Raw genomic sequence first — 19,017 nt, 5'->3', positions numbered from 1 at the left:
CCGCGAGTAACCCGTACGGGCTCATCACCCGGGGACAGTTGTCCGTGCGGAATTTGTGCGTCGCTGACAAAAGGGCCGACTCACGTCCCATCGGCCGCGTACACCCGTTCGCCTCCCACGTAGGTGAGCGCCACCGAGGTCTGCGCGATCGCCTCCGGCGGCCCGGCGTACGGATCGCGGTCCAGCACCACCAGGTCGGCGAGCGCTCCGACGGTCACCCGGCCCGTGTCGTCCAGGTGGTTCACATACGCCGACCCGGCCGTGTACGCCGTCAGTGCGTCCGTCAGGCTCAGCCGCTCGCCCGGCAGGAACACCGGCCCGCCGCCGCCCGGTTCCACACGGTTGACCGCGACATGGATGCCCTGGAGCGGGTCGGGACTGCTCACCGGCCAGTCGCTGCCCGCCGCGAGCCGCGCCCCGGAGCGCAGCAGCGCCCCGAACGGGTACTGCCACGCGGCCCGTTCGGGCCCCAGGAACGGGATCGTCAGTTCGTCCATCTGCGGCTCGTGCGCGGCCCACAACGGCTGGATGTTGGCGGTGGCGCCGAGCCGGGCGAAGCGCGGCACGTCGTCCGGGTGCACCACCTGGAGATGCGCCAGGTGCGGCCGGGTGTCACCCGGCCCGTTGGCCGTGCGGGCCGCCTCGACGGCGTCCAGCGCGTCCCGTACGGCACGGTCGCCCAGTGCGTGGAAGTGGCACTGGAAGCCGAGCGCGTCCAACTCGGTCACATACTCGGGGAGTCGACCCGGATCGATGAAGCTCTTGCCCCGGTTGGCGGTGGCGCAGCCGCACCGGTCGAGGTAGGGGTCGAGCAGCGCGGCGGTGTGGTTCTCGGCGACCCCGTCCAGCATCAGCTTCACGGTGCCCGCACGGAACCGGCCATGGCTCGACGCGGCCCGCTTCTCGACGAGTTCGGGCAGTTGCTCGGCCCCGCGCTCCCGGTCCCACCACAGCGCGCCGACCACCCGGGCCGTGAGCGAGCCGTCCCGGGCCGCCGTCAGATAGGCCTCGGCCGGATCGTCCATGCCGAGGAAGTCCCCGACCAGCGCGTCCTGCCAGGCGGTGATGCCGAGCGCGTGCAGATGCCGCTGGGCGTGCAGCAGCGCGGCCAGCCGGTCCGCCGCCGTGGCGGGCGGTGCGAGCCGGCCGACCAGCCGCATCGCGCCCTCCTGCAGCGTGCCGCTCGGCCCGCCCGAGGCGTCCCGCTCGATCCGTCCGTCGGCCGGGTCGGGCGTGTCCCGGTCGATGCCGGCCAGCTCCAGTGCGCGGCTGTTCACCCAGGCTCCGTGGTGGTCCCGGTTGGGCAGGTACACCGGCCGGTCCGGGACGACCGCGTCCAGCAGCTCCCTGGTCGGCGTCCCGCCCTCGAACGCCTCCATCGACCAGCCGCCGCCGAGGATCCACTCCCGCCCGGGGTGGGCCTCGGCGTACGCGCGCACCGCGGCCACGGTGGCCTCGGCCGTCGTCGTCCCGGTCAGGTCGCACTGGGTCAGTTCGAGGCCGGCGGGCACCGGATGGACGTGCGCGTCCTGGAAGCCCGGCAGCAGCAGCCGCCCGGCCAGGTCGACCACCTCGGTGCGCGGCCCGGCCAGCTCGCGCAGTCCGCCGTGCCCGACGGCGGTGACGCGGTCCCCGGTGACGGCCACGGCGGTCGCCGTGCGTCCCCCGGGGGTGAGGACGGGGCCGCCGGTGAAGAGCAGATCAGCGTGCATGATGCCTTTCCTGGAAGGTCAGTTGGAGGTGGTCAGAAGCTGCGGGGAGTCGGCGTCGGTGCCCTCGCCGGCGCGGAAGTACGGTGATCGGCGCACCCACTTCGCCCACGCGGCCACGACGAAGCCGGACACGATCATCACCAACGGCATGAGCAGCAGGAACCAGCCGTTGTCCGCGCTGACCTCGAAGTGGTCGGCCGAGGTGTAGAAGGACCAGCCGAGATAGCCGCCGAGGCCCAGCAGGGCGAGAGCGCTCAGGGTGGGCAGGACCACCGCCCGAACCCCCTGCCGCCAGTCCTGCCGCAGCAGCGAGCGGAAGCGGGCGGCGGCCGCGAGCGCGGTGAGCGCGTACGACAGCGAGACGACGATGCCGACGGCGTTCACCGTCGCCATGATCATGTCCGCGAGGCGGGGGATCACCAGGGCGAGCACCGCGACCCCCGTGGCCAGGGCCCCGACCAGCAGCGTTCCGGCCGCCGGCGTTCCGTACCGGGAACTGACCCTGGACCACACCGGCCCGAGGGTACGGTCCCGGCTCATGGCGAACATGCCGCGGGCCGTCGGGATGACCCCGGCCTGGAGCGAGGCCACCGCTGAGAACATCAGCGCCACCAGGGGCAGCGCGGCCAGCGGCTGGGAGGCCAGCCGGTCACCGAAGTACGCCAGCCCCACCGCTCCGTGCCCGGCCAACTCGTCCTCGGACAACACCCGTTGGAAGGCGACCGAGCCCAGCAGGAACAGCCCGAGCATGGTCACCAGGGTGATCAGCCCGGCCCGGGAGGCGTCCCGAGGGTCGCGCACCTCCTCGTTCACGGTGAACGCCGCCTCGAAGCCCCAATAGCAGAACACCGACAGCAGCAGGCCCTGGGCCAGCGCGGTCGCCGAGGGGATCGCGAACGGGTCGAACCAGGCCAGGCGGAAGGGGTGCGGGCCGGTGACGATGCCGTACCCGCAGAAGCCGAGCAGCACGACGTACTCGAAGACCAGCAGCCACGTCTGCAGCCGCGCCGCGGTGCGGACGCCGGTCACGGCGGTGAGGGTCACCGCGACCAGAACGCCGATCCCCACCGCCGTCGTCTGCGCGGTCGAGCCCGGATCAAGGACGAGCGAGCCGACCCGGCGCAGTCCCGCCTCCCCGGCCAGCTGCAGCATCGCGGATCCGGTGACCGCCGTGGTGTACGCGAGGAACGCCACGCTGGCCACGAAGTTGACCCAGCCCACCATGAAGCCGAGCCAGGGACTGAGCGAACGGCCCACCCACACATAGCCGTTGCCCGCGTTCGGCTCCACCCGGTTCAGCCGGGAGAAGGCGCCGGCGATGCCGAGGACCGGCAGGAAGGCCAGCAGCATGATCGCCGGCAGATGCAGGCCGACCACTCCTGCCGTCACCCCGAGGCCGATGCCGATGCTGGTGGTCGCGGCCGTGCTGGAGGCTGCGACGGCGACGCCGTCCAGCATGCTCAGGGACTTGCGCAGCTCGGGCTGCGCGGGTGGATCCACACCGAAGGGTGTCTCGTTCATGGCCGGCTCTCCGCTCGCACCGGGGGGCCTGGTCGGCCCCGGTGACCGCAGATGAAACCGCCCGTGCACTTCACAGGTCAACGGTGTTGTCATAAGGTGCCGGGCACGTCCGGCCGGGAACACCAGGAGGGCCTCCATGAGCGACCGAGTCGTCCCGTCCGCCGACCGGCAGCGCCGGCGCCCCACCAAACAGGGCGTCGTGCTCTCCGCGGAGCTGATCGTCGAGACCGCCCTCCGGCTGATCGAGGAGCACGGCGCCGACGCCCTCTCCGTCCGCCGCCTCGGCCGCGCCCTGGGCGCCGACCCCAGCTCCCTGTACCGCTACTTCCGACACACCGACGACCTGATGCTCGCCATCGCCGACGAGCTGATCGGCCGTAACCTGCGTGTCTGGCGGCCCACCGGTGACTGGTGCGCCGACCTGCGCGACCTCGGCCTGCGCATGCACGCGGGCGCCCTCGGCCACCCCCGGGCCGCGATGCTCAGCGCCCACCGGGTCACCGGGCGGGCGCACGAGATCCAGGCCGTCGAGAGCATCCTCGGCGTGCTGCGCCGGGCCGGGTTCCCGGACGCGGAGGCGGTGCGGATCTACCACGCCTTCGTCGACCAGGCCCTCGCCTTCGGCGCCCTGGACTCCGCCGGCACCGCCCTGCCCAGGGCCGCCCGCGAGGCCGAGGCCGAGGTGTGGAGGGACACCTACGCCCAGCTGCCCGCCGACACCCACCCGCACATCGCGGCCACCGCCCGCCACCTGGTGGCCTCCATGCGCACCAGCTCGTACCCCGCGGCCCTCGACCTGCTCCTCACGGCGACCCGGACACGCCTTGATCAGATCCGTGCGCGGACGGAGGGCTGACGGTCACACTGGAGGTGTTCGCACCTCACCCGCGCATCAGCCTGTCCCGAGGAGGCCGTACGACCATGACCCCGTCGCCCGCTCGCACCGCCGAACAGCGCAAGAAGGACACCCTCCACCGGCTGGAGCACGACGAGGACGCCTGGGTCGCCACCGCGGGCGAGGACGGTGGCGCGCCCTACCTCGTCCCCCTGTCGTTCGTCTGGGACGGCGCCACCCTGCTCCTCGCCACCCCGGCCGCCAGCCCCACCGGCCGCAATCTCCTGGCCACCGGCACGGCCCGGCTGGGCATCGGACCGACCCGGGACGTCGTCATCGTCGAGGGCGCCGTCCGGGCCGTGACTCCCGAGGACCTGCCCGAGGAGGACGCCGAGATCTTCGCCGGCAAGACGGGCTTCGACCCGCGCCGACTCGCCAGCCCCTACCTGTACTTCACCGTCATCCCGCACCGTATCCAGGCCTGGCGCGAGGCGAACGAACTGCAGGGACGGGATCTGATGCGCGACGGCGTGTGGCTGGCCGGCGACTGAAACCGGGGAACCGGGATATCCGCCTGAGAGGACATCTCCCGGGAGGAAGCATGCCACTGGTGAAAACGGGCGTCGTGGTGCTCGACTGCGCGGAGCCCGAGCAACTCGCGCGGTTCTACCTGGAGTTGCTGGAGGGCGAGCAGACGGACGCGTCGGCCAACCTGGTGGAGATCCGGGGCGCCGACGGGGTCCGGCTCGCCTTCCGCCGGGACGTCAACGTGACACCGCCCAGCTGGCCGCGCCCGGAGAACTCGCTCCAGGTCCATCTGGACTTCCTGGTCGAGGACCTGGACGAGGCCGAGCGCCGCATCGTCGGGCTCGGCGGTCGGCCGATCGAGACAAGGGACGCGGCGGGACCGCACGAGGAACGGGGCTACGCGGACATCGCGGGCCATTCCTTCACCCTGCGTCTCCTGCCGCCCACGGCACCCAAACAGGGCTGAGCCCGCCCGGTCCGGACTCGGTTCTCCTGCTCGGTGCCGGGCGGCACGCCGGTCGACGTACGACGCGGCCTCGGCACCGGTCCGTTCGGCGGCGCCGGGCACCACCGCGCGTTCCCCGTTTTCGTCCGCCGGCCCGGTGTGATCCGCCCGGGCAGGGGCAGTCGGCGACAGGTGAGCCGGACTTCCCCGCAACGGGCGACAGCCAAGGACGGTACCGGTACGACGAGCCGACGCGCGCACACGCCGGAGGCCGCGGACCGGCCCCCGCACACCCGCACGCCGGAGACCCCAGAGCCACCGGAGCCGGACGGACCGCCGCGGGACACGACCGCGGGTCCAGGGCACGGACCGAGGGACACGACCGCAGGACCGGAGCACCGGCGACGGGACTCGGTCCGCGGTCCACGGAGCCGGTCGCCGGATCCCGCCGCCGACGGGGAGCCCCGGTCGCCGGACTCCGCCGCCGACGTGAACCCCCCACCGCCGGCGCCCGCGGCCGGCCCGGAGCGCCCGTCTGCGGCCACCACCGCAGGGGCGGAGCCCCGGACTCCCCAAGCGCCCGGTGGTCCCGCGCCCGGTGGTCCCGCGCCCGGTGGTCCCGCGCCCGGTGGTCCCGCGCCCGGTGGTCCCGCGCCCGGCGGGACCGAACCCGGCGTCGGCGCGGACGCTCCCGGTGACACTCCGGAGGCCGGGGGCGAAAGCCGGCCGACCGGCTCGAAGACCGACCGCCACACCCGTGTCACCGTCCTCGTGGCGCTCGCCGCCAATCTGGTGATCGCCGTCGCCAAGGCCGTCGGCGGCGTGTTCGCGGGCTCGCCGGCGCTGCTGTCGGAGGCCGCGCACTCGGTCGCGGACAGCCTCAACGAGGTCTTCCTGCTGGCCGCGCTGCGCCGCAGCCGCCGCCCCGCCGATCGGCGGCACCCCTTCGGCTACGGCAAGGAACGGTTCTTCTGGTCCCTCCTCGCGGCCGTCGGGATCTTCGTGATGGGCGGCTGCTTCTCCTTCTTCCAGGGCTTCGAGGCTCTCCGCAAAGGCACCGAGGAGAAGTTCAGCGGCTATGTGGCGGGCCTGATCGTGCTCGGCGTGGCCCTCGTCGCCGAGAGCGCCTCGCTGGCCCGGGCGCTGTACCAGGTGCACCGGCAGGGCGGCGGTCGCGGCGGGCTGCGCGACCCGGCGCTGCGCACGGTGGTCGCCGAGGACGGCACGGCGGTCGTCGGCGTGACTCTCGCGCTCGTCGGCATGGCTCTGCACATGGTGACCGGGCAGGTCGTGTGGGAGGCCTCCGCGTCGCTGGCGATCGGCGCGCTGCTGGTCCTCGTCGCCTACCGGCTGGGCCGCGACGCCCGGGACCAGCTCATTGGCGAGGCCGCCGACCCGGAGCTGCGCGGCCGGATCCGGGCGCTGCTGGAGGCCCAGCCGGAGATCGACAGCGTGGAGGCGTTGTACACGATGCAGATGGGCCTCGACTCCACGCTGGTGGCCGCCCGTGTCGACCTGGTGCCGGGCCTGGACAGCGAGCGGGTCGAGGAGGTCGCCGACCGCATCAAGCGGTCTCTCGCCGGCATGTTCCCCACCGCCGGCCAGATCTTCCTCGACGTGACCGACCGGCCGGCGGACCGGGCATGCAAGAGCCCCGCCGCGACGGGGGAACGCGGCGGGGCCTGACGCACGGGTGCCCGCCCGGAAACCGGTTCATGCGTCCCCGGCACAGATTTTTCTAAAAGGAACCGCTTCCCGGCCTGAATCAGTTCTCGTCGAGGAGCTCCAGGACGAACACCGGGATCTCCCGGGAGGTCTTCTCCTGGTAGTCGGCGTACGGCGGGAAGGCGGCCACGGCCCGCTCCCACCACTCGGCCTTCTCCGCACCGGTGACCTCGCGGGCCTGCATGTCACGCTTGACCGGCCCGTCCTGCAGCTCCACATGTGGATCGGACTTCACGTTGAAGTACCAGACGGGATGCTGCGGCGCGCCGCCGAGGGAGGCGACCGCGGCGTACCTCCCGCCGTGCTCCACCCGCATCAGCGGCGTCTTGCGGATCTTCCCGCTCCTGGCGCCCCGCGTGGTCAGGACGATGACCGGCATCCCGGTGTCCTGCAACGTCGTCCCCTTCGTCCCGCCGGAACTCTCGTACAGCTCGACCTGCTCGCGCACCCACTGCGTCGGGCTGGGCTCGTACTCGCCCTGAAGTGCCATGGGATCCGTCTCCTTCGTCGGTTCAACGACTCGGTTGCGGCCGGTTACAACACCCGCGGCGGCCCGAATCATCCGTACCGCACGCCTGTTCGCCCGGGCGGGTGATCACCTCGCGGGTCGTCGTGCCGTCGGCATGGCTCGGGCACGGTGGTCCCCGTGGTGATCACCACGCGCCCGCCGCACCAGGCCGAGACAGGACAGGACCGCTCGCGATACCCGGCCGCACCACCCCGACCCGTTCCGTCGTGGACGAACTGCTCCGCAGGATCGGCCAGGCGACCCCGAGCGGATCGGCGAGCTGTACGCCGAGCACGGCGACTGGAGGCTGAGCCGGCCCGAGGACGAGCACGGCCGCGCCGACACCCCGTCGATCCGGCACCGCTCCACCCGCGCCGACGCCGTCGCCCACTGCCGGGAGCCGGCCGCCCGGCACATCCCGGAGAAGGCGGACACCCGGGTCGAGCACGTCGTGGTCGACGGCGACGACGCGGTCGTACTCGGCGCGATCCGGCAGACGGCCCGGTCCACCGGCCGCTCCCGCACCGCCCGGTTCGCCCTGCACCTCACCGTCCGGGACGGGCTGGTCGTACGCCACCACGTCCACGAGGACAGCCTGGCCGTCGCCCGTGCCTTCGCACCGGGCGCCGAGGGCTCCCGCGTGCCCTGACCGGCCGGCCGTCAGCCGGGTGTCACGGTCATCCGCACCGCCAGCACCAGGATCACACCGCTGGAGAGCAGCGACGTCGTCAGCCGCCCGTTGCGGCCGGTGAGCACGCGGCCGAGCAGGGCGCCGCCGCCGGCCAGCAGCAGCTGCCAGCTCGCGGAGGCGACGAAGGCCGCCACGACGAACACGGCCCGCTCCAGCGGCCGTACGGCGTCCGCGGTGCTGGTGCCGAGCACCAGCGCGGCGAAGTAGATCACCGTGACGGGGTTGAGGAGCGTGATCCCGAGAAGGCCGAGATACGCGCGTCCCGCGCCGGGAACCGGTCGCTCGGGGCGGGTGGCGAGCCGATGGGCGCGGTACTGGCGCAGGGCGAGGACCGCGCCCCATACCGCGAGGACGCCGAGGACCAGGGCCGAGGCCCAGCGCAGCGGGGTCAGCACCGGCCGCAGCGCCGCCGCGAGGGCGGAGCCGCCCGCCGCGGCGAGCAGCGCGTAGAGACCGTCGGCCGTGGCGACGCCGAGTGCGGCGCAGGCGCCGGTGCGCAGCGAGGTGCGGGCGGTCAGGGACACCAGATAGGTCCCGACGGCGCCGACGGGTACGGCGATGCCGTAACCGGCGAGCAGGCCCGCGAGGAGCGCGGCCGTCACGGGCGCGCGGAGCCGGGCCTCCGATGACGGCCGGGCTGCTGCTGACCCCGCGTCGGACGGACAGAGGCGGTGGTCGGCGGCACAATGGTGTGGGTAAGCAGCATGGGCCGATCCTGGGGCCGCCGCCCGAGCGCGGGCAAGCGAATTTCGGCGCGTTCCCGTCCCTGGTGACCACATTCTTCGGCCAGATCGCGCCGATCGCCGATCTGGCCGAACTTGGCATCGCCTCATAGGTGCCTCGGGCATCTAATGAAGATCGGCACGATGCACTTCTTTTTGTCTGCGAGGTCTTTCCATGACGGAACTGACGGACACCACCGGCCCGGCGACCCCGGCCGAACCCGTCGCTTTCCCGCAGGACCGCACCTGCCCCTTCGATCCCCCCACCGGATACGACCCGCTGCGCGACGGGCAGGGCCTGTCCCGCGTCACCCTCTTCGACGGCCGTGAGGTCTGGGCGGTCACCGACCATGCCACCGCCCGCGCGCTGCTCGCCGACCCCCGTCTGTCCACCGACCGGACCCGCCCCGGCTTTCCCGCGCCAACGGCCCGCTTCGCGGCCGTCCGCGACCGCCGGGTGGCGCTGCTCGGCGTCGACGACCCCGTGCACCAGACGCAGCGGCGGATGATGATCCCGTCCTTCACCCTGAAGCGTGCGACCGGACTGCGGCCGACCATCCAGCGGACGGTCGACGGACTCCTGGACGTGATGATCGAGAAGGGCCCGCCGGCCGAGCTGGTCTCCGCCTTCGCCCTGCCCGTGCCGTCCATGGTGATCTGCGGCCTGCTCGGAGTGCCGTACGCCGACCACGAGTTCTTCGAGGAGCAGTCCCGCAGACTGCTGCGCGGCCCCTCGGCCGACGACACGCAGCAGGCACGGGAACGGCTGGAGTCGTACATCGGCCGGCTGATCGACCGCAAGGCGCTGCAGGCCGAGCCCGGCGACGGAGTCCTCGACGACCTCGTCCACCAGCAGCTGAGCCAGGGCGCACTGGACCGCGCCGAACTGATCTCGCTGGCCGTCATCCTGCTGGTCGCCGGGCACGAGACGACGGCCAACATGATCTCCCTCGGCACATACACGCTGCTCCAGCACCCCGACCGGCTGGCCGAGCTGCGCGCCGACCCGGCGCTGCTGCCCGCCGCCGTCGAGGAGCTGATGCGCCTGCTGTCCATCGCGGACGGACTGCTGCGTGTGGCCCTGGCGGACATCGAGGTCGCCGGCGCCACGATCCGCGCCGGCGAGGGCGTGCTCTTCGCGACGTCGGTCATCAACCGCGACGGGTCCCTGTACGACGACCCCGACGCCCTGGACTTCCACCGCCCCACCCGCCACCACCTGGCCTTCGGCTTCGGCATCCACCAGTGCCTCGGCCAGAACCTGGCCCGCGCGGAACTGGAGATCGCTCTCGGCACCCTTCTCGAACGGCTGCCCGGCCTCCGGCTGGCCGCACCCGCCGAGGAGATCCCCTTCAAACCCGGCGACACGATCCAGGGGATGCTGGAACTCCCCGTGACCTGGTAAGAGGCTCTGCCCATGCACATCGACATCGACATCGACAAGAACGTCTGCATCGGCGCGGGCCAGTGCGCGCTGGCTGCGCCGGCCGTGTTCACCCAGGACGACGACGGCTACAGCATGCTGATCCCCGGCCGCGAGGACGGTGCGGGCGACGCGATGGTCCGGGAGGCTGCCCGCGCCTGCCCGGTGAGCGCGATCAAGGTCGGGGAGACGGCCGGCTGAGGGCGGTCCGGCCGGCGGTAGCCACCAGTGCCCGCGCCGCCTCGCGGGCCTCGGCCGCCGGCCGGGTGCTCCCGGTGACGCCCGCCGTGACCATGGCTCCCTCGGCCAGCAGGTACAGGGGGCCGGTCAGTGCGGCGGGCAGTTCCGCACCGGTCACGAGCGAGGCGAGGTAGCCACGGAACGCCTCCTTGTGCGCGCGCACCTGTTCCGCCACCCGGTCCGAGGTGGCGCCCAGCTCGCCGTACGCGTTGATCCAGGCGCACCCGCGGAAGCCGTCCTCGCCGAACCACCCCTCCAGCCAGTCGAAGACGGCCGGGATCCGCTCCCGCGGGTCGGGCTGCTCTGCCACGTGTGCGGCGAGCCGCTGCCGCCAGAGCCCGTCCCGCCGCTCCAGATACGCCTCGACGAGCTGTTCCTTGGTGGGGAACAGCTGGTAGAGGCGCTTGAGCGACACGCCCGAGGCGCCGCGCAGCTCGTCCATGCCGACGGACTGGATGCCGCGGCCGTAGAACAGCTCCTCCGCGGCGTCGAGCGCCTTGTCCCGGGCGACCGCGCTGTCCATCTCCGACCTCACTCCTTGACGAGAGAATGAACGTTCTCCTACGGTGGCAGTCATCTGGAGAACGCGCGTTCTGCACTGTCGCCCCGTACGAGGAGCCGACCATGACCGACCGCCCGCCCCTGCCGCCCTTCACCCGCGAGACCGCCGCGCAGAAGGTCCAGGCCGCCGAGGACGCTTGGAACACCCGCGACCCGCACCGGGTGGCGCTCGCCTGTTCGGAGGAATCGGTCTGGCGCAATCGCGACACCTTCGTGACCGGTCGCGCCGAGATCGTCGCCTTCCTCACCGCCAAATGGCAGCGCGAGCTCGACTACGCGCTGCGCAAGGACCTGTGGGCCTTCGACGGCAACCGCATCGCCGTCCGCTTCCAGTACGAGTGCCGGGACGCCGAAGGGCAGACGTGGCGCTCCTACGGCAACGAACTCTGGGAGTTCGACGAGCACGGTCTGATGACCCGCCGGGAGGCGAGCATCAACGACGTACGCATCGAGGAGGCGCAGCGGCGCATCACCGGACCGCGGCCCGAGGCCGACCGCGGGGCGTCGTTCCCGCTTCAGTAGGGTGCCCGGATGACCCCACAGGCCGAGAAGCCCTTCCTCTACGTCGTCGTCTGCGCGGCCGGGATCGCCGCCGGCGTCAGCAAGCTGATCACCGCGGCACAGGAACGGGACTGGGAGGTCGGGGTCATCGCCACACCGGTCGCCATGGGCGGCTTCTTCGACACCGCCGCCGTCGAGGCGCAGACGGGCCGCCCCGTACGGTCGGCCTGGCGCTCCCCGGCCGACCCGCGGCCGTTCCCGGCGCCGGATGCCGTGGTGGTCGCGCCCGCCACCTTCAACACCGTCAACAAGTGGGCGGCCGGCCTGGCCGACACCCTCGCCGTCGGCACCCTGTGCGAGGCCGCGGGGCTGGGCGTGCCGATCGCGGTCCTGCCCTGCGTGGCGGACGCGCTGGCCGCCCATCCGGCCTATCGGGACAGCCTGGTACGGCTGCGTGGGATGGGCGTCCGCTTCGGTGAGCCCTGGTCCGGCACGCCCGAGGAGGGAGACGGGCGGCCCGAGTTCCGGTGGGAGAGCGCGCTGGACCTGCTGGACCGGCGCCAGGGCCTGCCTGCCGAGTCCTAACCGCAGGACAGCGTCGGCCCGGCCAGCAGGTCTCCGGCGAACAATGCCTGGCCCTTCGGCATCCAGTAGCCGAGCTTCGACACCACCGTGGAGCAGTTCGACGCGAGCGTGACGCGGACCTTGACCGTCTCGGGGTGGCCCGGCTGAAGCTCGGTCAGTGCGCAGTCCAGTGAGTGCTGCAGCCGGGTCTTCGACGGATGCCGGCCGACCAGCGGGTTGATGCAGCGGGCGTCGTCCGTGGCGATCCGCACGCCGGTGCCCTCCTCGCCGATCAGCCCGAACCGGGCGCTTCCGTCGCCCTCGTCGCTGTCCCGGCGGACCGTGTAGGTCAGCGTGGTCGTCGCGCCCCGGCGCAGCGCGGTCCGGTCGACGGTGACGGCGTGCGTGGGCGTCGCCTCGGGCGTGGTCAGGGTGAGCGTGGTCTGGACGGTGCCCGCGAGGTCGACACCGGCGGGCGCGGACCGCACGCGCACGGTGGCCGTGATGTCGTAGGTCCCCGGGCCCGGGTACTGCTGCGAGCCGGGCAGCGTCCCGGTGGCCACGGTCCGGCCGGCGCGCCGGGCCGTCCAGGTGCCCTCGGTACGGCAGGTGTAGCGCACTCGGATTCCGGCGCGTCGGCAGCTCGCCGGGGCGGCCACGGCCAGCTGCGGGGTCCCGCCGGCCGCGCACAGGCTGACGACGGCCCGCTGGCCGTGTGCGCCGCTCAGCGTGCCGGCGGCCGCGCACAGGGTGGACGGCCCTTCGGCCGCCGGTGCCGGAGCGGGCCGCCCCCAGGCGGGGGTGACGAGGGTCAGGGGCAGCAGGGCTGCCCCCATCAGACATCTCAGGATGGTCGGACGTGTCGGCACCGCGGTGTCCTCCGTGCGGCCCGGACCGGCCGTGCGCCGGTCGACTGGGCCGAGGATGAGCCGACGATATGACTGTCGCACTTCCGCCGCGCCGGGAGGTCACCTGCAGGCAGCACCGCACGAGGGCCGGTCGGGCGCCTCACCGCACCTTTCGGACGTATTCGGCCTTGCCCGGTGTGGACACCTTCACGTCCCGGCGGACGATGCTCAGCCGGCCGCCCCAGCGTCCGAGGGCCTTGCGCAGACCGCTGTCGGTGTACTCGATGTCCACCACCCGGTCGTCGAACGCCTTGGCGTACACCTCGCACTCGTCGTACTGCCCGCACTCCTCCGCGACCGCGAAGTCCAGCCCCGCCCGTCGTCGCTGCCCGGCCAGTTCGGCGGTGTTCTTCTGCCCGATGGCCAGGTGCCGGGCGTGCGCGTGCCGGGAGAGCAGCCGCATGAACGCGGTCGCGTCGGCGGCCGTGAGCAGGTGCCGGGAGCGGGTGTAGCTGTCGTAGTTGTCGGGCTCCACGGCGTCGAAGCCCTTCTCCGCGCAGCCGTCGATCCATGTGTTCACCCGTTCCGCCACGCGCTCCCGCTTGGCCGGGGTGCGCAGGTCGAGCAGCGGCTCGTTCCAGTCCTCGTCGATGACGACCCTGCCGCGGGCGTCGCGCAGCAGCAGGTCGTCCGGCCACGAGGAGCGCTCCTGCGGCTGGGCCTGGAAGGCGTTGACGTAGCAGATGTTGTACAGGCCCGCGGCCGGGGAGTCGGACCGGTCGCGGCTGACGATCCGGACGCCGGAGGGCGGGGGATAGGCGCCGCCGATCTGGTAGTCGAAGCCGGCGTGGCGCGGCGGCAGGCGTACCGCGCCGGGCTTCGGCGACGACGCCCCCTGGTGCGTGCCGCCGGAGTCGCAGCCGGACAGCGTGGTCACCGCGAGGGCCAGGGCGAGCAGGGTCGCGCCGACGGTCGTCCCCCGACCTACGACGCGGGAAGCACCCTTGGTGGGCAAGTCCGCTCCATCAATCGCGGGTACGGCCCCGCCTCGGACCGGCGCGGAGCCGTCCTGGCGACTGGGGCCGGGCTGGGACCGTGTCCATGACGACCCGTCACCGGCTGGGCGCACCTCTGCGTGCCCCGCCGGCGGCGCGACACCTGTCAGGATCCAATCGTCCGCGCGAGGCGACAGTCAAGTCGGCCCCCGAGCAGCACGTACTCTCCTGGGAGACCATCCCTCCCGAAGGCAGGAGCAGCAACGATGCAGTACGTGAAGCTCGGTTCGACGGGCCTGGACGTGTCGCGGATCTGTCTGGGCTGCATGACCTACGGCCTGCCCGACCGCGGGGTCCACGAGTGGACCCTGGACGAGGAGGCGTCCCGGCCGCTGATCCGGCAGGCGCTGGAGGAGGGCATCAACTTCTTCGACACCGCCAACGTCTATTCCGACGGCACCAGCGAGGAGATCGTCGGCAAGGTCCTGCGCGAGTACGCCAACCGCGACGAGATCGTGCTGGCCACCAAGGTGCACGGCCGGATGCGGCCGGGCCCCAACGGCGGCGGCCTCTCCCGCAAGGCCGTGATGGCCGAGCTCGACCACAGCCTGCGCCGCCTCGGCACCGACTACGTGGACCTCTACCAGATCCACCGCTACGACCACGCCACCCCGGTCGAGGAGACGATGGAGGCGCTGCACGACCTGGTCAAGGCGGGCAAGGTGCGTTACATCGGGGCGAGTTCGATGTACGCCTGGGAGTTCTCCAAGGCCCAGTACACGGCCGAGCGGCACGGCTGGACCAAGTTCGTGTCCATGCAGAACCACTACAACCTGCTCTACCGCGAGGAGGAGCGGGAGATGCTGCCGCTCTGCGCGGACCAGGGTGTCGGTGTGCTGCCGTGGAGCCCGCTGGCCCGCGGCCGGCTCACCCGCGACTGGGGCACCGTCACCGAGCGCAGCGCGAACGACAACTTCGGTGGCCGCCTCTACCTGGAGAGCGACCGGTCCATCGTCGAGGCCGTCACCCGCATCGCCGGCGAGCGCGGCGTCCCGCGCGCCCAGGTCGCCCTCGCCTGGCTGCTGCACCAGGACACGGTGGCCGCACCGATCATCGGCGCGGCCAGGCCGCAGCACATCGAGGACGCGGTGGCCGCCGTCGAACTGGAGCTGAGCGACAAGGAGATCGAGCAGCTGGAGGAGCCCTACACCCCGCGTGGGATCAGCGGGCACTGAGCGCTCAGTGGGGTCCGTGCGGCGTGAACTCCGTGCCGCACGGACCGCCGCCCTCGCTCTGCGGCAGCGGGACGCGCTCACCGGACATGGTCAGCGTCCGGTAGTAGCCGCCGATGCGCTCGGCCGAGCGGCCCACGTAGTGCCCGATGAAGGAGCGCCGGAAGCGGTCGGCGCTGCGATTGGGCCCCGAGCCGTGTACCAGGCTGCCGTTGAAGAACAGCACGTCGCCCGGCGCCAGGTCCACGGGCACCGGGGTCAGACCGGGTGGCGGCGGGACGTACTCGCGGGCGAACGACAGCTCCTCGTCGGCCACTTCGGGGCAGAACAGGTCCATCCGGTGTGTGCCCGGGACGACTTCGAGACCGCCGTTGTTCCGGTCGATGACGTCACAGGCGACCCACGCGGCCACACAGGTGCCCGGCTCGACCCGCAGATAGAAGTTGTCCTGATGCAGCGCCTGGCCGCGGGCGCCCGGCGGCTTGAAGTAGAACATGCTCTGCGCGGCCAGCACCTCCTCGCCGAGCAGCACCTCAAGCACCGCTCGCAGCCGGGCGTCCAGCAGGAACTCCCGGGCCGGCGGGCTGAACTCGTGCGGCTGCATCACCCGGGGATGCCTGCGCAGCGGATCGGGATCCGCGGGCCGCGGCTCGAAGTGCCCGGGGACCGGCCCGGCCGCCCGCAGCGCCGCGAAGGCGTCGCGCAGCCGGTCGATCTCGTCGTACCCGAACAGCCCGCGTACGACGATGAACCCCTCGCCCTCGAACCGCTGCCGAAGGTCCTCGGGCAGGATGGCGCCGATGTCCCTGGCTGTCATGCGTCCGCTCCTCGCTCCGGTGGCCACTTGCCTGCCACGCTAGGCCGACGCGCCCCCGGGGAGGATGCCCGTGCCCGCTGACACACTGCCCGGGACTGCTGTCTGCGCCCCTTCGCCGCCTCCCGGCCTGGTGGTGGCCGGCCGCTACGACCAGGGCCCGGAGTACGGCGTCGACCGGCCCCAGGGGTCGCGCAGTTGGCTGTTCACCTTCACCACGGGCGGGCGCGGTCTCATCCGGCAGGGTGAGACCGGTGCCGACGCGGTGGCCGGGCACCTGGTGGTGCTGGCGCCGGGGGTGCCTCACCGCTATGCCGTGGCGCCCGGTGCCGCGCACTGGCGGTTCTGGTGGGCGCACTGCCAGGCCCGCCCGTCCTGGGCCCCGTGGCTCGGCCCGTACGCCGTCGCCGACGGCCTGTATGTCGTCGCTCCTGTCCCCGGAACCCCGCACGACCGTATCGAGGCGGCGTTCGACCGGATGCTCGCCGATGCACGCGGGCCCGCCGAAGGCCCCGCGCCCGGGGCGGACCCGGTGGCCGTGGCCGACGGCAGCCTGGCGCGGGAACTGGCCCTGTGCGCGCTGGAGGAGGCCGTGCTGCGCGCCGTCGCCGGCGCCCGCGCACCGGCTCCCGAGCCGGGCGCCGACATCCGGGTGCGCCATGCCGAGGAACTGATCGCCGCCGACCCGGGCGCCCCGCACACCGTCCGCTCGCTCGCCGCGAGCGTCGCCCTCTCGCCGTCCCGGTTCGCCCATCTGTTCACCCGGCGGACCGGCGGACCACCCATGCGCGCCCTGCGCGAGGCCCGGCTGCGGCATGCGGCCCGGCTGCTGGAAGCCACCGACCTGACCGTGGAGCGGGTGGCGGCGGCGTCCGGATTCCCGAGCCCCTTCCACTTCAGCCGCGTCTTCCGCGAACGTTACGGAGTGCCACCGGGCGCCTATCGGGCCGGCGAACGATCGTAATGCGCGGCAAAGGCTTTCATTGACGAAGTGTCGAAGAACGGCTTGTCGACGCAATGTTTAAAAGCGGGAGATCTCTTGTTCAATCACGTCGGCCTGTGCAAAAGTGTGCGCTGTCGGCGTGCAGACAATTACATTTCCCGCTGCATGAGCCACAGGCCGCTCCCGTGCGCCCCCCACGCTTCAAAAGAGCAGCCCAGGTGGACGTTCGGGATGCCGAATACCCACCCATACTCCTTGGTATGGACTAATTTCCGTGTCGCGCCGGAGGAATGCAGCCGTGAATGACGCAGGTCCGTGGGATTCTGCCCCGACCGCCCGCCGGTTCGACGCGTCGGACGAGCAGCTGAGCGCCGAACTGAAGAAGTGGACGGGAACGACGCCCGCGCTCCATCCGGTCGGGGAACTCCTGGACCGGCACTGGGAAGCGGCCTTCGCCTACGCCCGGTTGTGCACCGACGGACCGCGCGCCGCGGGCATGCTCACCACCGCCGCCTTCACCCGGCTGTTCGGCCAGTCCATCAGACAGTCGGGCCCGTCCGCCGCCTGGCGGCCCCAACTGCTGGTCACCGTCCGCCGGATCGCCGCCGAGTGGGACGGCGACGGCCGCCAGGAACTCCTCCACCCCGCCCTGCGACCGGGCCCCGGCAGCGGTGAGCGCGCGGCCGCCCGGCTGCTCCCGCCCTCCGGCCGGCGACTGCTGTCCCGCGCGTTCCAGCGGCTGCCCGAGTCCGCCCGCGCCGTGCTGTGGCACACCGAGGTCGAGTCCGAAGCCCTCGCCGTCCCCGGCGCGCTGCTGGGCCTGGACGAGGAGGAGACCGGGATCGAACTCCGCCGCGCCCGCGAACGGCTGCGCGAGGAATCCCTCCAGGCCCACCGCGAACTCGCCCCCGAGGCCGAGTGCCAGCAGTACCTGCGCATGCTGGACGTGACCTTCCGGCGCGGCGGTGTCGACATCGACCCGGACCTGCAGCAGCACCTGGCCGGCTGCCGGCACTGCCGGCAGACCGCGGACCAGCTCGCCCGGTTCAACACCGGACTCGGCCTCGCCCTCGCCGAGGCGGTCCTCGGCTGGGGCGCCCATGCCTACCTGGAGTCCCGGGCGGCCCGCAACGACGAGACCACCGCCCCGCAACCTGACCCGGCCCGGGCCCCGGCCGCACCCGCGGGCGGCGAGGCCTTCACACCCGTGGCACCCGCGCCGGCCATGCCCGCAGCCACGCCCGCCGCCCGGGCGGCCGCCACCGTGCGCGGCCCCTCCCGCCGTTCCGTGCACCGGGCCGCCCGCCGCGCCCGGCGCCGCAACCTGGCCCTGGCCGTCCTCACCGTCAGCGGCCTGGTCGTCCTCCCGCTGGTGCTGTGGTCGGTGCTCGGCTCGGGCGACGACCAGGCCCCGGCCCCCGGCGGCACGCCCTCCCGGACGCCGGGCAAGGACTCCGCGACACCGGGCAAGTCCTGGGCCGGGACCGGCCCGACCACCCAGGGAGCGCTGCGCGGCCGACTGCACAACCTCGCCTCGGGCCTGTGCGTGGGCGTCGTAGGCAAGAAGGCCGTCAAGGGCGCGGAGACCGAAGTCACCACCTGCTCCTCGACGGCGAGCCAGCAGTGGTCGTACGAGAGCGACGGACTGCTGCGCAACGCCTCCGCCCCCGACCTGTGCCTGGACTCCCACCTCGGCTACTCGGTCCGGCTCGCCCCCTGCACGGCCACCGGGAAGGCCGCCAAGGACATCCGCTACGACTTCACCCTCCAGGGCGCCCTGGTTCCCCGCTCGGACCAGGACCTGGCGCTGACGCCCGCCGCGACCGACGGCTCGGGCGCCCTCGTCCTCAAGAACCGCAGCGCGACCTCCGCCCAGCGCTGGAGCGTCGACACCGCCAAGCCCGACCTGCAGATGGAGATCGTGAACTGGGGCACCGACAGCACCCGTTCGCCGTCCCCGTCCCCGTCGGCCAAGGCCACGCCCAAGGCCTCGAAGACCCCGTCGCCGACCCCCACGCCGTCGGCGACAGAGCCCGGCCCGACGCAGTCGAGTTCCCCCACGCCCGACTACTGCTCGGTCTACCCGGACTACTGCGACTGGGGCGGCGGAGGGTACGGCGGCGGTGGCTACGGCGACGGAACGGGACGGCACCACCACTGAGCGGCGGTGCGGCCGCCGGGCCCACGGCTGAGGGCCCCGCCGCGCGGG

Annotated in this window: 20 protein-coding genes and 1 pseudogene; 13 read left to right on the top strand and 8 right to left on the bottom strand. The window is 72.9% G+C overall.

The annotated features are described in order from the left end of the window. Positions 1–80: 80 nt before the first annotated feature. Together ACIRU3_RS20495 and ACIRU3_RS20490 are read right to left on the bottom strand one after the other, a co-directional pair. On the bottom strand, positions 81–1,712 hold the full coding sequence (locus ACIRU3_RS20495) for an amidohydrolase (RefSeq protein ID WP_404058093.1): 1,632 nt from the start codon (positions 1,710–1,712) through the stop codon (positions 81–83). Between the two features lie 18 nt (positions 1,713–1,730). After that, positions 1,731–3,233, bottom strand: coding sequence for an APC family permease (locus ACIRU3_RS20490; RefSeq protein WP_404058091.1), 1,503 nt, complete (start codon positions 3,231–3,233; stop codon positions 1,731–1,733). Between the two features lie 136 nt (positions 3,234–3,369). Between ACIRU3_RS20490 and ACIRU3_RS20485 the strand changes: the two genes are divergently transcribed. From ACIRU3_RS20485 to ACIRU3_RS20470, 4 genes are all read left to right on the top strand, one after another. Then, on the top strand, positions 3,370–4,089 hold the full coding sequence (locus ACIRU3_RS20485; RefSeq protein ID WP_404058089.1) for a helix-turn-helix domain-containing protein: 720 nt from the start codon (positions 3,370–3,372) through the stop codon (positions 4,087–4,089). Positions 4,090–4,154: 65 nt separating this feature from the next. Next, entirely contained in the window at positions 4,155–4,619 is a 465-nt protein-coding gene (locus tag ACIRU3_RS20480; RefSeq protein ID WP_404058087.1) for a pyridoxamine 5'-phosphate oxidase family protein, read from the top strand. Between the two features lie 50 nt (positions 4,620–4,669). Further along, entirely contained in the window at positions 4,670–5,062 is a 393-nt protein-coding gene (locus tag ACIRU3_RS20475) for a VOC family protein (protein ID WP_404058085.1), read from the top strand. A gap of 750 nt (positions 5,063–5,812) precedes the next feature. Beyond that, on the top strand, positions 5,813–6,727 hold the full coding sequence (locus ACIRU3_RS20470; RefSeq protein ID WP_404058459.1) for a cation diffusion facilitator family transporter: 915 nt from the start codon (positions 5,813–5,815) through the stop codon (positions 6,725–6,727). A gap of 79 nt (positions 6,728–6,806) precedes the next feature. Here the strand turns inward: ACIRU3_RS20470 and ACIRU3_RS20465 are convergent, their stop codons facing one another. After that, the gene (locus ACIRU3_RS20465) at positions 6,807–7,256 is read right to left on the bottom strand and encodes a nitroreductase family deazaflavin-dependent oxidoreductase (RefSeq protein ID WP_404058083.1); all 450 of its coding nucleotides are present in this window, start codon (positions 7,254–7,256) and stop codon (positions 6,807–6,809) included. Positions 7,257–7,468: 212 nt separating this feature from the next. Between ACIRU3_RS20465 and ACIRU3_RS20460 the strand changes: the two are divergent. Continuing rightward, positions 7,469–7,923: pseudogene (locus ACIRU3_RS20460) on the top strand (nuclear transport factor 2 family protein). 11 nt (positions 7,924–7,934) lie between these two features. Here ACIRU3_RS20460 and ACIRU3_RS20455 read toward each other — a convergent pair. Further along, a complete protein-coding gene (locus ACIRU3_RS20455; protein ID WP_404058081.1) occupies positions 7,935–8,567 on the bottom strand; it encodes a LysE family transporter in 633 nt (210 codons plus the stop codon). 89 nt (positions 8,568–8,656) lie between these two features. Between ACIRU3_RS20455 and ACIRU3_RS20450 the strand changes: the two genes are divergently transcribed. The 3 genes from ACIRU3_RS20450 (at position 8,657) to ACIRU3_RS20440 (ending at position 10,311) form a co-directional block, all read left to right on the top strand. Continuing rightward, positions 8,657–8,800, top strand: coding sequence for a hypothetical protein (locus tag ACIRU3_RS20450; RefSeq protein WP_404058079.1), 144 nt, complete (start codon positions 8,657–8,659; stop codon positions 8,798–8,800). Positions 8,801–8,862: 62 nt separating this feature from the next. Beyond that, positions 8,863–10,092, top strand: coding sequence for a cytochrome P450 (locus ACIRU3_RS20445; protein WP_404058077.1), 1,230 nt, complete (start codon positions 8,863–8,865; stop codon positions 10,090–10,092). Positions 10,093–10,104: 12 nt separating this feature from the next. Continuing rightward, on the top strand, positions 10,105–10,311 hold the full coding sequence (locus tag ACIRU3_RS20440) for a ferredoxin (RefSeq protein WP_404058075.1): 207 nt from the start codon (positions 10,105–10,107) through the stop codon (positions 10,309–10,311). On the opposite strand, the gene ACIRU3_RS20435 is transcribed toward ACIRU3_RS20440, so the two are convergent. Continuing rightward, positions 10,286–10,873 (bottom strand): TetR/AcrR family transcriptional regulator, encoded by a 588-nt coding sequence (locus tag ACIRU3_RS20435; protein ID WP_404058073.1) that lies wholly within the window; start codon positions 10,871–10,873, stop codon positions 10,286–10,288. The two genes, ACIRU3_RS20440 and ACIRU3_RS20435, sit on opposite strands and share 26 nt — an antisense overlap. Positions 10,874–10,974: 101 nt before the next feature. On the opposite strand from ACIRU3_RS20435, the gene ACIRU3_RS20430 reads away from it, so the two are divergent. Together ACIRU3_RS20430 and ACIRU3_RS20425 are read left to right on the top strand one after the other, a co-directional pair. Next, positions 10,975–11,433: a nuclear transport factor 2 family protein gene (locus ACIRU3_RS20430; protein WP_404058071.1), complete on the top strand. Its 459-nt coding sequence runs from the start codon at positions 10,975–10,977 to the stop codon at positions 11,431–11,433. Between the two features lie 9 nt (positions 11,434–11,442). Further along, positions 11,443–11,997: a flavoprotein gene (locus tag ACIRU3_RS20425; protein ID WP_404058069.1), complete on the top strand. Its 555-nt coding sequence runs from the start codon at positions 11,443–11,445 to the stop codon at positions 11,995–11,997. On the opposite strand, the gene ACIRU3_RS20420 is transcribed toward ACIRU3_RS20425, so the two are convergent. Both ACIRU3_RS20420 and ACIRU3_RS20415 read right to left on the bottom strand, forming a co-directional pair. Beyond that, entirely contained in the window at positions 11,994–12,812 is an 819-nt protein-coding gene (locus tag ACIRU3_RS20420; protein WP_404058067.1) for a hypothetical protein, read from the bottom strand. The two genes, ACIRU3_RS20425 and ACIRU3_RS20420, sit on opposite strands and share 4 nt — an antisense overlap. A 172-nt stretch (positions 12,813–12,984) precedes the next feature. Then, positions 12,985–13,839, bottom strand: a complete 855-nt coding sequence (locus ACIRU3_RS20415; RefSeq protein ID WP_404058065.1) for an endo alpha-1,4 polygalactosaminidase — start codon at positions 13,837–13,839, stop codon at positions 12,985–12,987. A 246-nt stretch (positions 13,840–14,085) separates the two neighbouring features. Between ACIRU3_RS20415 and ACIRU3_RS20410 the strand changes: the two genes are divergently transcribed. Next, positions 14,086–15,054 carry an aldo/keto reductase gene (locus ACIRU3_RS20410; protein ID WP_404058063.1) on the top strand — a complete coding sequence of 323 codons (969 nt, stop codon included), beginning with the start codon at positions 14,086–14,088 and terminating at the stop codon, positions 15,052–15,054. Positions 15,055–15,058: 4 nt separating this feature from the next. Here the strand turns inward: ACIRU3_RS20410 and ACIRU3_RS20405 are convergent, their stop codons facing one another. Continuing rightward, entirely contained in the window at positions 15,059–15,868 is an 810-nt protein-coding gene (locus ACIRU3_RS20405; protein ID WP_404058061.1) for a phytanoyl-CoA dioxygenase family protein, read from the bottom strand. A 64-nt stretch (positions 15,869–15,932) separates the two neighbouring features. Between ACIRU3_RS20405 and ACIRU3_RS20400 the strand changes: the two genes are divergently transcribed. Together ACIRU3_RS20400 and ACIRU3_RS20395 are read left to right on the top strand one after the other, a co-directional pair. Continuing rightward, positions 15,933–16,829: a helix-turn-helix domain-containing protein gene (locus tag ACIRU3_RS20400; protein ID WP_404058059.1), complete on the top strand. Its 897-nt coding sequence runs from the start codon at positions 15,933–15,935 to the stop codon at positions 16,827–16,829. A gap of 277 nt (positions 16,830–17,106) precedes the next feature. After that, on the top strand, positions 17,107–18,969 hold the full coding sequence (locus tag ACIRU3_RS20395) for a ricin-type beta-trefoil lectin domain protein (RefSeq protein ID WP_404058057.1): 1,863 nt from the start codon (positions 17,107–17,109) through the stop codon (positions 18,967–18,969). Positions 18,970–19,017 lie beyond the last annotated feature (48 nt).

Source organism: Streptomyces sp. NPDC101151, from assembly GCF_044768335.1.
GTDB lineage: Bacteria > Actinomycetota > Actinomycetes > Streptomycetales > Streptomycetaceae > Streptomyces.
This window is presented reverse-complemented; position numbering and strand designations above follow the sequence as displayed.

What these genes read in the sequence shown, in the direction of transcription:
- ACIRU3_RS20475 (WP_404058085.1), top strand. Translation starts at nt 4,670, where the DNA reads ATGCCACTGGTGAAAACGGGCGTCGTGGTGCTCGACTGCGCGGAGCCC.
- ACIRU3_RS20430 (WP_404058071.1), top strand. Translation starts at nt 10,975, where the DNA reads ATGACCGACCGCCCGCCCCTGCCGCCCTTCACCCGCGAGACCGCCGCG.
- ACIRU3_RS20410 (WP_404058063.1), top strand. Translation starts at nt 14,086, where the DNA reads ATGCAGTACGTGAAGCTCGGTTCGACGGGCCTGGACGTGTCGCGGATC.
- ACIRU3_RS20445 (WP_404058077.1), top strand. Translation starts at nt 8,863, where the DNA reads ATGACGGAACTGACGGACACCACCGGCCCGGCGACCCCGGCCGAACCC.
- ACIRU3_RS20405 (WP_404058061.1), bottom strand. Translation starts at nt 15,868, where the DNA reads ATGACAGCCAGGGACATCGGCGCCATCCTGCCCGAGGACCTTCGGCAG.
- ACIRU3_RS20485 (WP_404058089.1), top strand. Translation starts at nt 3,370, where the DNA reads ATGAGCGACCGAGTCGTCCCGTCCGCCGACCGGCAGCGCCGGCGCCCC.
- ACIRU3_RS20440 (WP_404058075.1), top strand. Translation starts at nt 10,105, where the DNA reads ATGCACATCGACATCGACATCGACAAGAACGTCTGCATCGGCGCGGGC.
- ACIRU3_RS20480 (WP_404058087.1), top strand. Translation starts at nt 4,155, where the DNA reads ATGACCCCGTCGCCCGCTCGCACCGCCGAACAGCGCAAGAAGGACACC.
- ACIRU3_RS20425 (WP_404058069.1), top strand. Translation starts at nt 11,443, where the DNA reads ATGACCCCACAGGCCGAGAAGCCCTTCCTCTACGTCGTCGTCTGCGCG.
- ACIRU3_RS20465 (WP_404058083.1), bottom strand. Translation starts at nt 7,256, where the DNA reads ATGGCACTTCAGGGCGAGTACGAGCCCAGCCCGACGCAGTGGGTGCGC.
- ACIRU3_RS20435 (WP_404058073.1), bottom strand. Translation starts at nt 10,873, where the DNA reads ATGGACAGCGCGGTCGCCCGGGACAAGGCGCTCGACGCCGCGGAGGAG.
- ACIRU3_RS20400 (WP_404058059.1), top strand. Translation starts at nt 15,933, where the DNA reads ATGCCCGTGCCCGCTGACACACTGCCCGGGACTGCTGTCTGCGCCCCT.
- ACIRU3_RS20490 (WP_404058091.1), bottom strand. Translation starts at nt 3,233, where the DNA reads ATGAACGAGACACCCTTCGGTGTGGATCCACCCGCGCAGCCCGAGCTG.
- ACIRU3_RS20495 (WP_404058093.1), bottom strand. Translation starts at nt 1,712, where the DNA reads ATGCACGCTGATCTGCTCTTCACCGGCGGCCCCGTCCTCACCCCCGGG.
- ACIRU3_RS20420 (WP_404058067.1), bottom strand. Translation starts at nt 12,812, where the DNA reads ATGGGGGCAGCCCTGCTGCCCCTGACCCTCGTCACCCCCGCCTGGGGG.